Source organism: Paenibacillus sp. UMB7766-LJ446 (assembly GCF_030226665.1).
GTDB lineage: Bacteria > Bacillota > Bacilli > Paenibacillales > Paenibacillaceae > Paenibacillus > Paenibacillus vandeheii.
Genome location: NZ_JASOYM010000022.1, coordinates 13380 through 26986 on the forward strand (window position 1 = coordinate 13380; position 13607 = coordinate 26986).

Annotated in this window: 12 protein-coding genes; 1 reads left to right on the forward strand and 11 read right to left on the reverse strand. The window is 49.8% G+C overall.

Annotated features, from left to right (window positions below):
• Nucleotides 1-28: 28 nt before the first annotated feature.
• The 11 genes from smc to QP794_RS31745 form a co-directional block, all read right to left on the reverse strand.
• A complete protein-coding gene (gene smc / locus QP794_RS31695; protein ID WP_285080682.1) occupies nt 29-3598 on the reverse strand; it encodes a chromosome segregation protein SMC in 3570 nt (1189 codons plus the stop codon).
• Nucleotides 3599-3787: 189 nt separating this feature from the next.
• On the reverse strand, nt 3788-4486 hold the full coding sequence (gene rnc, locus QP794_RS31700) for a ribonuclease III (RefSeq protein WP_024630178.1): 699 nt from the start codon (nt 4484-4486) through the stop codon (nt 3788-3790).
• Nucleotides 4487-4499: 13 nt separating this feature from the next.
• Nucleotides 4500-5738 carry a beta-ketoacyl-ACP synthase II gene (gene fabF / locus QP794_RS31705; RefSeq protein ID WP_285080684.1) on the reverse strand — a complete coding sequence of 413 codons (1239 nt, stop codon included), beginning with the start codon at nt 5736-5738 and terminating at the stop codon, nt 4500-4502.
• A 180-nt stretch (nt 5739-5918) separates the two neighbouring features.
• The gene (gene acpP / locus QP794_RS31710; protein WP_285080685.1) at nt 5919-6152 is read right to left on the reverse strand and encodes an acyl carrier protein; all 234 of its coding nucleotides are present in this window, start codon (nt 6150-6152) and stop codon (nt 5919-5921) included.
• 151 nt (nt 6153-6303) lie between these two features.
• Nucleotides 6304-7053, reverse strand: coding sequence for a 3-oxoacyl-[acyl-carrier-protein] reductase (gene fabG / locus QP794_RS31715; protein ID WP_094936421.1), 750 nt, complete (start codon nt 7051-7053; stop codon nt 6304-6306).
• 37 nt (nt 7054-7090) lie between these two features.
• The gene (fabD, locus tag QP794_RS31720; protein WP_285080686.1) at nt 7091-8023 is read right to left on the reverse strand and encodes an ACP S-malonyltransferase; all 933 of its coding nucleotides are present in this window, start codon (nt 8021-8023) and stop codon (nt 7091-7093) included.
• 27 nt (nt 8024-8050) lie between these two features.
• Nucleotides 8051-9040 (reverse strand): beta-ketoacyl-ACP synthase III, encoded by a 990-nt coding sequence (locus QP794_RS31725; RefSeq protein ID WP_285080688.1) that lies wholly within the window; start codon nt 9038-9040, stop codon nt 8051-8053.
• Nucleotides 9041-9048: 8 nt separating this feature from the next.
• Nucleotides 9049-10044, reverse strand: coding sequence for a phosphate acyltransferase PlsX (gene plsX / locus QP794_RS31730; RefSeq protein WP_079347014.1), 996 nt, complete (start codon nt 10042-10044; stop codon nt 9049-9051).
• Complete coding sequence (gene fapR / locus QP794_RS31735) at nt 10041-10589, reverse strand: transcription factor FapR (protein ID WP_052016600.1); 549 nt, start codon at nt 10587-10589, stop codon at nt 10041-10043. Before fapR ends, plsX begins: the two co-directional genes overlap by 4 nt.
• Before the next feature lie 449 nt (nt 10590-11038).
• Nucleotides 11039-11212, reverse strand: coding sequence for a 50S ribosomal protein L32 (gene rpmF / locus QP794_RS31740; RefSeq protein WP_017689233.1), 174 nt, complete (start codon nt 11210-11212; stop codon nt 11039-11041).
• Nucleotides 11213-11280: 68 nt separating this feature from the next.
• Complete coding sequence (locus tag QP794_RS31745; RefSeq protein ID WP_024630170.1) at nt 11281-11787, reverse strand: YceD family protein; 507 nt, start codon at nt 11785-11787, stop codon at nt 11281-11283.
• Nucleotides 11788-12270: 483 nt separating this feature from the next.
• Here QP794_RS31745 and QP794_RS31750 point away from each other — a divergent pair, with 483 nt between their 5' ends.
• Nucleotides 12271-13503: a nucleotidyltransferase gene (locus QP794_RS31750; RefSeq protein WP_285080714.1), complete on the forward strand. Its 1233-nt coding sequence runs from the start codon at nt 12271-12273 to the stop codon at nt 13501-13503.
• Nucleotides 13504-13607: the final 104 nt, after the last annotated feature.

The following is a 13607-nucleotide window of genomic DNA, read 5'->3' on the forward strand; positions in this document are numbered from 1 at the left end:
GAGTTCATGTGTGACAATCACTCAAAGATCAGGCAATGACAGCTTCCTCATCTTCCAGTTTAACCGAAACGAGCTTGGATACTCCGCCCTCTTCCATCGTGACACCATACAGCACATCCGCTTCTTCCATTGTGCCTTTGCGATGTGTAACAACAATGAACTGTGTCTGTTCCGAGAACTCACGCAAATACTGGGCAAAACGTACCACGTTAGCTTCGTCCAGCGCGGCTTCGACTTCATCCAGTACGCAGAACGGTACAGGCTTAACATGCAGGATAGCAAACAACAATGCCATCGCAGTCAGCGCTCGTTCTCCACCGGATAATAGCTGCAGGTTTTGAAGCTTTTTGCCAGGCGGCTGAGCGACGATATCAATACCCGTGTCCAGCAAACGCTCAGGGTCCATCAAGACCAGATCCGCGCGCCCTCCGCCAAACAGCTTGGCGAAGACCGTGCCGAATTCCCGGCGAATCGCATCAAATGTCATTTTGAATCGCTTGGCCATCTCGTCTTCCATTTCGCGAATGACCTGATACAACGTTGTTTTCGCTTCAACAAGATCGTCCTTCTGCGTGCTGAGGAACTCATACCGCTCATTAACCCGCTGGAATTCTTCGATCGCTCCCAGATTGACATCACCAAGAGCTGTTATGCTGCGCTTCAGTTTCTGTACCTCAGCTTGTGTGCTCTCCACATCTTCCGGCACTGGATAACGCTCTTTGGCAAGCTCATAGCCGAGCTCATACTCATCCATCAATTTGCGTAAGATGTTTTCCAGCTCAACATCAAGTCTGTTCACGGAAATCTCCGTTTGGCGCATCTGTTCCTCCACAGCTTTCAGCTGTGTCCGCTGTTCCTTCGTTTCGCTCTCCGCAAGCTCAAGCTTCTTCGACAGCTCGCTTCGGGCAGCACGCTTGAAATCCAGCTCCTGTGCAGATTCCGCTTTTTTCAGCTTGTATTGGTTCAGATCTTCAATCTGTTTAACACTCTCAGTCTCTGTTTTCTTCAGATCGGCTTCCATGGAGGCCAGCAGCGTGCGATTTTGACGAAGATCCTTCACCAGTGATTCCACTTCACGCTCCAGACGCCTCAATTGCTCCTCATTGGAGAATCGCTCCTGATCCAGTTTACCTTCTCGAACTTTCAGTTCGGTGAGCTGGGTCTGCAATTCCTCCTTCGCGGATTCATTCGCTTTACGCGCGAATTCTGCGGCATGAATGGCACGATGGGTCGCCTTCTCTTCTTCCTCAAGCTGCTCCAGCTTCTTCACTGCGACATCGCGGGCTGTATCCATCTCTTTGATTTCCTCGGTAAACCCGCTCTTTTCCTGCCCGGCTACCGCAACCTGTTCCAGTACGTGACGCAGCTCATGCTCAACCTGCTTCATTTCCATTGAAGCCTGCTGCTCTGCATTTCGGGTGTCATCTCCTGACTGGCGCAGCTCGTCCAACTTATTCTGACACTGCTCCAGTTGAATTTTCACATCATCCACACTGCGATGCAGTTTTACTATTTGATTTTCGGTATCCAAAATATCCTGATCCAGTTGGTCCAGCTGCCGTTTTCGGCTGAGCAGACTTACATTTTTCTTATGCTGGCTACCACCAGTCATCGAACCCCCTGCGTTAACCACATCGCCTTCCAGAGTTACGACCCGGAAACGATATTGGCAGCGAGCCGCGATTTTGTTAGCATCCTCCAGCTTTTCCGCAATAATCACATTTCCGAGCAAGCTTCCAATGATCGAAGCATATCGGGATTCGTATTGTACGAGATCCGCACCAATGCCCACAAATCCATCCATGCCTTCGATCATTGAACGTTCACCCGCACCAATGGTACGTGGACGAATAACATCCAGCGGGAGGAACGTAGCTCTGCCCAATTGACGTTGCTTCAGAAATGCAATTGCCTGTCTGGATACTGATTCATTCTCCATGACGACATGCTGCAGGGAAGCACCCATCGCTGTCTCTACCGCAAGTTCGATCTTCTCAGGTACTTTAACGAGTTCTGCAACAGCTCCATGAACCCCGCTCAGTGTACCTTTGCGTGATGCCTTAAGTACTTCTTTGACACCCAGCATGAAACCGTCAAAATCATCCTGCATTTCTTTCATTGTATCGCGACGGGAAACCTGGGCCTCACGCTTCTGCTCCCACTTACGGACAGTTCCCCGGCTTTCTTCGAGCAGCTTCTGCAACGACTGGAGACGTTCACTTTCCGTAATGTATCCACCGCGCAGATCACTGATTTCCTTGCCCAAGCGAACGACTTTTTTCTCAATCTCCGTTTTGCGGGCTTCCAGCGTTTCCTTCTGGCCTTCCCACTTGCCGGATTCCTCCGTCGCGCGATTCATTCGCCGTTCCAACGTCTCTTTCTGTTGGTCCGCGTAACGAATTTCGTTTCGTGTCTGGGCCATCTGATTCATCAGTTCCAGCAGGTTGCCCTTAAGGCTTTCCTCCTGCTGTTGGCTGATACCGCCAGTGACGCCGATGAGTTTGGCCTCTTCCTCGGAAAGACGGTTTCTCACGTCATTCAGTTCAAGCTCAAGTTTGGCAAACTTTTCGCGTAATGCAAGTAACTCGGCTTCACGCTCCCGATGTCTCTCTTCACTAGCAGCAAGCGTCACTTTAAGCTGTTCCTGGTTTGTCTGCAAATGACGTGAACGCTCCTTGAGCAGTTCCCCGAGACCTTCGCTTTTCTCCGTTGCTTCACTGAATTGCAGTAAGGCGGATTGCAGCTGTTCTGTCTCCGTTTCCAGCGTGCGCAGTGCAATCCGATCACTTTCCAGCTTGGCATCATGAGTGGAGACGATGGCAGCCAACCCGACTTCTTCTTGTTTCAACGATTCGAGTCGTTGATTTGCTTTGCTCCAGGAAGCATGAATTTGTTCGATCTGATACACGTACATGGAAATTTCCTGGGATTTCAGCTGTCCACGCAATTCCTTGTAATGGATCGCTTTTTCCGATTGTTCCTTTAACGGACCAATCTGGTCTTCCAACTCGGTGACCAGATCATGAATCCGCAATAAATTCTGTTCCGTCTCATCCAGTTTGCGAGTAGCATCCCGTTTGCGTGATTTATATTTAACAATACCTGATGCCTCTTCAAAGATCCCCCTGCGATCCTCTGAACGGGTACTCAGAATCTCTTCGATTCGTCCCTGTCCAATAATCGAGTAGGCTTCCTTGCCGATTCCGGTATCCATAAACAATTCCGTAATATCCTTCAAACGACAGGACTGCTTGTTGATAAAATATTCACTGTCTCCGCTGCGATGTACACGACGCGTTACCGTCACTTCACCAAAATCCAAAGCAAGTGCATGATCTTCGTTATCCAGCGTCAATGAAACTTCACCATAATTAACAGCCTTCCGTGCATCACTGCCGGCAAAAATGATATCCTCCATCTTGCCACCACGCAGTGATTTGGCGCTTTGTTCCCCAAGAACCCAGCGTATGCCGTCTGAAATGTTACTTTTCCCACTTCCGTTCGGGCCTACAACAGCGGTTATACCACGAACGAATTCCATTTCCGTTTTGTCGGCGAATGACTTGAATCCACCCAGTTCAATCCGTTTTAAAAACATAGGGTTTCCCGTCACCTCCTCTTGCAAATTTCAAGTGTTGCATTCAGCGCCTAGTTATCGATCAAGAAAAGCAAATCCTGATCCTCCTTACAAAAAAAAGAGCAAAAAGCAGTCCGGCCGATAAATTCCGCCAGGCGGACCCGCGGGCTGCTCTTTGCTCTTCGTTTGTCTATGCGCTTACGGTAAAGCTCAGGCTTCCGGAAGCTTCAGTCGATCCAGTGCTGCGGATGCAGCCTGCTGCTCGGCTTCCTTTTTGGAACGTCCTGTACCTCTGCCAAGCCGTTCTTGACCCATATGGACCTCGGAGACAAACTCCCGTTCATGGGCAGGGCCCCGTTCCTCAACGATACGGTATTCAAGAGCTCCCATATTGTGATGCTGAGTGAGTTCCTGCAATTCCGTTTTGTAATCGCTCATTTGAAGCTTGCTACCCAGAACGATTAACGGAAATACATGCTGATCCAGAAATGTCCGGACAGGCGCCAATCCCTGATCCAGATATAATGCACCGATGAAAGATTCAAACACATCCGCTAATAAAGCCGGTCTTGTTCGTCCTCCTGTCAGTTCCTCACCTTTACCAAGAAGTACATACTGCCCAAAACCCAACGCTTCAGCAAATTTGACGAGGGAAGGCTCACAGACAATCGATGCCCGCAACTTAGTTAATTCACCCTCCGGCCGGTTAGGAAACAAGTGATACAAGTATTCCGACACAGTCAGTTCCAGTACCGCATCGCCCAGAAACTCCAGACGTTCGTTATCCTGATGCTGACTGAACCGGTGTTCGTTTACATAAGAAGCATGGGTAAACGCTTGTTTTAAAAGCTGCCTGTTGTCAAATTTGATTTGAAGTTTGTGTTGTAACTGCTTCAGATCTTCACTCAAACGAACTAGCCCCTTATGCTTCAAATTTTTTGAGAATAATGGTGGCATTGTGACCGCCGAACCCAAATGAATTGGACATGGCAATATTGACTTTAGTTTGACGTGGAACGTTTGGAACGTAGTCCAGATCACATTCCGGGTCCTGATTTTCCAGGTTGATTGTTGGAGCAAGCGTCTGATGTGTCAGCGACAATCCGCAGATTACGGCTTCAACACCACCAGCAGCACCAAGCATATGACCTGTCATCGATTTGGTTGAACTCACCGCAAGCTTGTACGCATGATCGCCAAACGCTTTTTTGATCGCAAGCGTTTCGGATCTGTCACCTACAGGAGTTGATGTTCCGTGTGCGTTGATGTAGTCCACTTCTTCCGGTTCGATACCAGCATTACGCAATGCCATCTTCATGCAACGAGCTGCTCCGTCTGGATCTGGCTCCGTCATGTGATGTGCATCACCGGTGAGACCGTAACCAATAACTTCACCATAAATACGGGCACCACGATTTTGAGCATGCTCAAGGGATTCAAGGATCAGAACACCCGCTCCTTCACCCATGACAAATCCGTCACGTTCGGTGTCAAAAGGACGGCTTGATTTGGCAGGATCATCATTACGTGTAGACATGGCACGCATTGCACAGAACCCAGCCAGACCGGTTGGTCTGATCGTCGCTTCTGCACCACCGCAGATCATCGCGTCCGCATCTCCGTTTGCAATCAGCTTGAAGGAATCTCCAATGGAGTGTGTTCCTGTAGCACAGGCTGTTACCACGTTGATGTTAGGACCTTTCGCCCCGAGAGAAATCGACATTTGGCCAGAAGCCATGTTGGAGATCATCATCGGAATGAAAAATGGGCTTACGCGTTTAGGACCCTTTTGCAACAATGCATTATGTTGATCTTCCCAAGTACCCAATCCACCGATACCTGATCCGATGGACACACCGAAGCGCTCTGCATCAATGTTCTCGTCAATTTTCAGACCACTGTCTTCAACGGCTTTGAAGCCAGCTGCAACAGCGAATTGAACAAATCGATCCATTTTACGTGCATCTTTGCGATCCATGTACTCTTCCGGGTTGAAATCCTTGATCTCGGCTGCAATTTGAGTGGTGTATTCACTTACATCAAACGCCTCAATCTGAGAGATTCCGGACTTGCCTGCCATTAAACTTCCCCAGAACGTTTCCAAATCTTTTCCGAGCGATGTCATTACGCCCATTCCGGTAATTACAACTCTTTGTTTCAAACCAACTCACCTCTATATCGACTGCATTACGCAAGTATTTTGTGGGAATATCCGCAAGCAGACGTCTAGCCAAGCATGATCCGAAGATCCGTTTGACCGGCGCCGCTTGCGGAATGAGAAAAACCAATGAATGATGAGAAGTCCCGCCTGTTCGAAAACAGGAGCGGGACTGAATTGACTTTAGGTATGAGATTGTATGTAGTTTACAACTTCACCTATGGTCGTGATTTTTTCTGCATCTTCATCAGAGATTTCCAAATCGAATTCATCTTCCAATTCCATGACCAATTCCACTACATCCAAAGAATCAGCACCCAAATCTTCTTTGAAAGATGCTTCAAGTGTAACTTCAGCTTCGTCTGCGCCCAAGCGGTCGACGACGATGCGTTTTACACGCTCCAATACATCGGACATCCGGTTCACCTCCTCCTTGGTATTATACGAGAATCGCAGGCAAAATGCCATAGAAGACATATGCGGCTCCCGGCCGGGGAACCCGGCCTTTTTCCGGCATTTCGGATCGTCCAGCGCCTGTTCCCCGACTATTGTTCAAGTCCGGGAAGAATTACATGTACATGCCACCATCAACATGCAGTGTCTGCCCTGTCATATAAGATGAAGCTTCTGAAGCCAGGAACGTGACAACACCGGCAATTTCATCCGGCTGACCCAGACGGGACAACGGAATGCCGTTCAACATATTGTCCACAATCTCCTGGGACAGTTCCTTCGTCATATCGGTCTCAATAAATCCTGGTGCAACGCAGTTCACTGTGATGCCGCGGGAGGCAAGCTCACGTGCAGATGCCTTTGTCAAACCGATGACCCCTGCCTTGGCAGCAACATAGTTCGCTTGTCCAGCATTTCCGAGCACACCCACAACCGAGGAGATGTTAATAATTCTTCCAGACCGTTGCTTCATCATTGGACGCGTAACTGCCTTAAGGCAGTTAAACACCCCTTTGAGATTGGTTTCGATCACCTGATCGAATTCCTCTTCTTTCATGCGCATGATCAGATTATCACGGGTAATTCCAGCATTGTTAACAAGAATATCAACGTTGCCCCACGCTTCAATCGTAGCTTTGACCATTTGCTCGGCTTCGTCCATCTGGCCTACATTCGCTTGTATCGTTATGGCCTCGACACCTTTGGCACGAATTGCTTCCGCTACTTCCTCAGCTGCCGCTTGACTGCCCGCATAATTTACCGCCACGTTGGCGCCTGCCTCGGCCAAAGCGAGTGCAATACTGCGCCCAATGCCACGAGATGCACCAGTAACGAGCGCATTTTTGCCTTGTAATGGTTTAGACATAATCATTCCTCCTTTCCCCAAATCTAATCATGGTTAATCAAATTAGTGCAGCTGCCGTTGCTTCGAGCGTCTCAAGACTGTTTACATTGTACAGTTTAACGGTTTTATCTGTTTTTTTAATCAAACCTGTTAACACACTGCCAGAACCAATCTCGATAAAGGTATCCACACCTTGCTCAATAAGCCATGTCACACTGTCTTCCCATAAAACCGGAGAATAGACCTGTGCTGTCAACAAATCCTGTACCTTACCGTCCTCCACAGGTCTTGCAGTCACATTTGCGACTACAGGGACCGTCCCGGGTGAGAACGAAACAGTTTTCAGTTTCTCAGCCAGCTTCTCTGCAGCATCCTTCATTAAGGACGAGTGGAACGGACCGCTTACTTCAAGTGTGATGGCACGTTTGCCGCCCGCTTCCTTGACCCGTTCAGCGACAGCAGCTACCCCTTCCTTCACACCGGAGATCACGATTTGTCCCGGACAATTTATATTCGCTAGTTCAACTGCATGACCACTTTCGGATACGTCCCGGCAAAGCACCCCCAGCGCTTCCCGATCCGCACCCAATACAGCAGCCATCGCTCCCTGTCCACCCGGAACAGCCTGTTCCATATATTGACCGCGTGCACGCACAATACTTACCGCATCCGCGAACGAAAGAACGCCCGCTGCTACCAGTGCACTGTATTCACCAAGGCTGTGTCCAGCTGTAAAATCAGGCTGAACTCCTTTTTCTCTAAAAGTCTCAAGCAATGCGATACTGGCTGTCAGCAGAGCCGGTTGCGTATTCGATGTTTGTTTCAACTCGGTCTCTGGTCCTTCGAATACCAGGTTACTCAGCGAGAAACCCAACGTTTCGTCCGCTGTACGAAAAATTTCTGTTGCCGCAGGCACGGACTCATACGCGTCCTTAGCCATGCCTACAGCCTGCGATCCCTGTCCGGGAAATACAAATGCTATTTTACCCATGCCATTCAACTCTCCCAGCTGTCTAGTTTACCAAACAAGTACGGATGCGCCCCACGTCAGTCCGCCACCGAAACCTACCATCAGGACAGTATCCCCGGCTTTCATGCGACCTTCTTCAGCGGCTTCAACCAAAGCAAGCGGGATGGAAGCTGCAGATGTGTTGGCGTATTTATCCACGTTGACCACAACTTTCTCTTCTGGAAGTTCTAGTCGCTGCATTGCAGATTGGATAATCCGGATATTGGCTTGGTGAGGAACAAACAAATCCACGTCCGTACGTTCCAGACCAGCCTTGCGCAGCACTTCGACTGTCGCTGTACCCATCACCCGTACTGCAAATTTAAACACTTCACGGCCATTCATGTAAATGTAATGTTTTTTGTTCTCAACCGTTTCTGCGGATGCAGGCAGACGTGAACCGCCGCCCTCCATTTGAAGCAGGCTTCCGCCTGCACCTTCAGCTCCGAGATCGAATGATTTGAATCCACGGCCTTCCGGTACTTCACCCACGATAACCGCGCCTGCACCATCGCCAAACAGCACACAGGTGTTACGGTCGGTATAGTCGGTAATACGAGACAAACAATCTGCACCAATAACAAGTGCATTATTGTACATGCCACTTTTGATGAAGCTGGTTGCTGTCGCCAGACCATATACAAATCCCGAGCAGGCAGCAGACAAGTCAAATGCCGCAGCGCCCTTGGCACCAAGCTTATCTTGCAAAATACAAGCAGTAGATGGGAACGAAGAGTCCGGTGTAATGGTAGCCACAATAATTAGATCGAGATCACTACCAGTCATTCCAGCAGATTCAAGTGCTTTGACAGCCGCCTCGTATGCCAGATCCGAAGTTGCCTGATCCGGTGCAGCGATGTGACGCTCCTTGATTCCTGTACGACTGACGATCCACTCATCATTCGTATCGACCATTTTCTCCAAATCGCTGTTTGTCAAAATTTTCTCAGGTACATATTTGCCTGTACCGATAACCCCTACCGGGCGCAAATTATTCATGTCGTCACTCACTTCCCGCTAATTTCCTTAGATATGCTCTCCACCAGCTGGTTCTGTACTGCAATCCGTGCTTGGCGCACAGCATTTTTGATGGCATTGCCATCAGCCGATCCATGGCTTTTCACCACAAGTCTGCTCAGACCGAGGAGCGGTGCACCACCATGCTCGGTATAATCCAGTTTCCGTTTCAAACCACGCAGCTCAGGCATAAGCACAGCAGCAGCCAGTTTGCTTTTGAGAGATGATGAGAATTGTTCCTTAAGCAGAGCGAAAATGGCACCTGCTGTGCCTTCAAGCGATTTCAGCAATATATTTCCGGCAAACCCATCACACACAAGTACATCACACGCACCTGTTAGCACGTCACGGGCCTCTACGTTACCAACAAAACGAATCGGAAGTTGCTCCAGCAAAGGATATGCATGTTTGGTCAACTCATTCCCCTTACCCGGTTCCGTTCCCACATTGAGCAGGCCAACTCTTGGCGAAGCAATTCCCTGCACTTTTTGCCGATACAAGCTTCCCATCAGACCATACTGTGCAAGGTGTTCCGGTTTCGCATCCATATTCGCTCCGAGATCAAGTGCCAGTACACCCACATCATCAATCGTAGGAATCATGGGCGCAAGTGCCGGGCGCTCAATGCCTTCCATACGACCGACCACAAGCAATCCGGCTGTCATCAGTGCTCCGGTATTGCCCGCGGAGATCATGGCATCCGCTTCGCCTTCCTTCAACATCCGGCCTGCGACTACCATGGAGGCATCCTTTTTGCGCCGGACAGCCTTAACTGGCTCGTCATCCGACCCAATCACTTCGGAAGCATGCCGAACCGTCAGATTGGCAGGTTTAGCGCCCGACTTACTCAGAAGAGGTTCCAGCTTGGCTTCATCGCCGACCAGAACGATCTGTGTATCCGCCCATTCCGTAGCTGCGGCGATCGCACCTTCTACTGTTGCCACAGGTGCGTTGTCGCCTCCCATGGCATCAATGACGATTTTCATTCCATATGACCTCCTTCTACGCTGTCTTCTCCACCTGAATGGTAGATTACAAAGTTGCCTTGAAACACCATTTCTTCACCCACGTAAGTAAAAACTTCCACTTTCGCTTTACCCTTTTGACCCGGGATCGATCTCACATATGCCTTCGCAATACATTTCTCTCCCAAATGAACCGAACGGACAAAACGAATGTCTGCGGAAGCCGTCAAAGCGATCTCATCATTGATAACGGCTACTGCCAGAGAGTTAGCCTGTGCAAAGACATAGTGCCCCCGAGCGATGCCCGTTCTTGAAAATACATGTTCTTCCTTTATTTCAAACAATGAAATCCCGCTCTTGTCCAGCTGCAGGTCCACAATATCACCGATAATCTCATGCAGGGGCAAGGAGCGCACCTGATCGTAGGAACGCTCGGCCATCAGCTTCATCCGCTCTCGCAGCTCGGGAATCCCAAGCTCAAGCCTGTCGAGACGAATCGTCTGAATACTCACCTTCAATTGGCGTGTAAGTTCCTGATCCGTCACAAACGGGTTGTCTTCGATCATTTTGGTCAACTGCTGCTGCCTCTGTCTCTTCGGTACACGTTCGATGCCTGACACCCCCCGCTGTATCGTTTAAGGAACCGCCCCATCCGGTCAGTTCGACATTCTTCCACGTGCTTCTATAGTTGCATCCCTGTTCAGCAGGGTCGTTCTCACACGAATCATGGTTCATGTTTATGTAACGTCAAATCTTAGAACCTGGTACTAAACTATAGTATATCTCATCCCGTGTCAAAAAGAAAGGCTGGCTGAACAAAAACAATCCTGCCTTGCGGCGCCTGGTCTCACAGTCCCGAACACAGCCAGTACGGTGCATTACTAAAATATGAAAATCGTTTTGTTGAATTCAATTCAAGGAGATAGAATACAGGTAGAAGTGGTCCATCTTGCGATGTTATGGTCTAAAAAAAGTAGCACCTCATCGAAATGAAGTGCTACTTGATGTCTAGCTATTATTGAGAGATGATCTCTCTTGCTTTGTACGTTCCGCACACTTTGCACACGTGGTGACTAAGTTTAAGTTCGCCACATTGTTCACATTTCACCATGCCCGGTACAGCCAATTTAAAGTGAGTGCGACGTTTGTCGCGACGCGTCTTGGACGTTCTCCGTTGAGGTACTGCCATTATTCCCACCTCCTTATCAAAATCAACCTTTGCAGGTAGTTGTTACAATGTTCGATTTTCACTCATGCTCATTTAAAAAAATCCTTGAGCCCTGCAAGCCGCGGATCGATAACTTGGTTATCACAACCGCAGTCACCTTCGTTCAGCTCATGGCCACACTTGGGGCATAACCCTTTGCATGTATCGCTGCATAGCGGTATAAACGGAAGATCCAGCAGAAAAGCTTCCTCGGCATAACCTTTCAGATCAACGCTCTCTCCATCCACGTAGAAAGTATCGTCATCTTCGGGCAATTCCTCTGGCTGTTTCCCCTGCTTGAATTGCTCATGAAAATCAATATGAAAATGTTCATTAATCGGCTTGAGACATCGGGAGCATAACATGTCCACTCCTGCTGTCAGTTTGCCATGAACATCCACAACGTCGCCCTCTCTGTACTCTGCAGATAAATCCGCAGTCAGCGGGGTAACGGCTGTGATATCCTGTCGGTTAGAAACCAGTTCCTTGATATCCCACTGTTCATTGAACTGCAGGGGTCGGTCACTGGTAGCCACTTTGCGAAATGGCATTAACATTTCCCATCACTCCAAACGAAACCAATCTCATAATTAAAGTTAAACGCCTTACGCAGTTATACAGGTCAAGCCTGACTCTTGCAACACATCATATTCCTGACTGTATGTATTCTGACGAATCATCGTTAAAAATATTATGAAATTGACTTAACAAACAAAAATCATTATACCGATTTTTCAAGACGTTTGTCAACACTTTTAACTTTACACCCTTTAGAAAATGAAGATCCCGAACCTCATTCAATCCCTGGTACATTATAGGCTTACTATAGGCTAAACTACAAGTCATGCATTTTGTGAGCAGATTTAAACTCTATCCATGAGAAGAATTCATGTCTATTTCGTTTTATTATATTGCTTCATGATTTGAACAAAGGGATATCCATGGCCTATTATGGAACAAGATGAGCTCGTATGTTATCGGGCCAGGAAGTGAAAAATTTCTTTCCGATTGTATTGTTACCGAAAGGAGCGCGTTCCCATATGAAAGCCGTTGGCGTCATTGTTGAATATAATCCTTTACATAATGGACATGTCTACCATCTGAGTGAAGCAAGGCGGCTTAGTGGAGCAGACGTTGTTGTGGCCGTGATGAGCGGCCCTTTTCTCCAGCGCGGCGAACCCGCCATCGTGGGCAAAAGGGCACGCACCGAGATGGCGCTGCATGCTGGCGCCGATCTTGTAATTGAACTGCCGGTTGCCTATGCTGTACAACCGGCCGAGTGGTTCGCCTTTGGTGCGGTGTCGCTGCTGCACCGCACCGGCGCTGTGGACTCGCTCTGCTTCGGCAGCGAGTCCGGCGACCTGGACAGCTTGCAGCGCATTGCGCGTGTGCTGGCTGTGGAACCCGCAGGGCTGCGCGAGGATATCGCGCGCCGCCTGCGGGAAGGCGCCAGCTACCCCGCCGCATACGCAGGTGCGGCGGCAGCACTGGCGCCTGGCGGCGTCGATGCGGACGACGCCGCTGCACTGCTGGGACAGCCCAACAATTCGCTTGGGCTGCACTACCTGATCGCGCTGCAACGGCTGGGCAGCGCGATCAAGCCCTTTACGGCGGCGCGTACCGGTGCCGCGTATCACGAGGCGACGCCCGGACCCGGGGCGATCGCCAGTGCAACCGCCGTCCGCCGCCTGCTGATGGCGGACGGGCCCGAAGCCGCCGCGCCATACGTGCCGGCGGCAACCCTTGCCATTCTGCGGCGCGAATGGCAGGAGGGGCGCGCTCCCGTGCACTGGGAGCGCTTTGCACAGCCGCTGCTGCACATCGCGGCCACCCGCCGTGCCTCCGAGCTGGAGCAGATCGCCGAGGTCACGGAAGGGCTCGAACACCGGCTGAGCCGCACGCTTGCTCAGCTGCCGGAGCCTTCAGTCGAAGCGTTGCTGAACGCGCTTAAGACGAAACGGTACACACGCACAAAGCTGCAGCGCATGCTGACCCATTTGCTGCTGAACCATACTAAGGCCGAGTGTTCACCCGAGAAACTGGCTGAAGGTCCAGGATATCTGCGGGTGCTAGGGTTTAATGCACAAGGACAGAGCCTCTTGAAACACATGAAAAAGACGGCTTCTCTGCCTGTGCTGCTGAAACCATCGACCTTTGTCCATAACCAGCTGGAGCTGGATGTACAAGCTCAGGCAGCATACACACTCGCCTGCGAACACGTCGATACGCGCATCATGTACAGCGACTACTATGAACCGCCTGTGAGGCTCTAGCTTTACATTCAGTCATATCCATAGCGGAATGAACATAACCATTCGCAGCCCTCAACATCATTGTTCAGTCGGATCAACCCACCAGGTTTTTCCAATTTTCAACT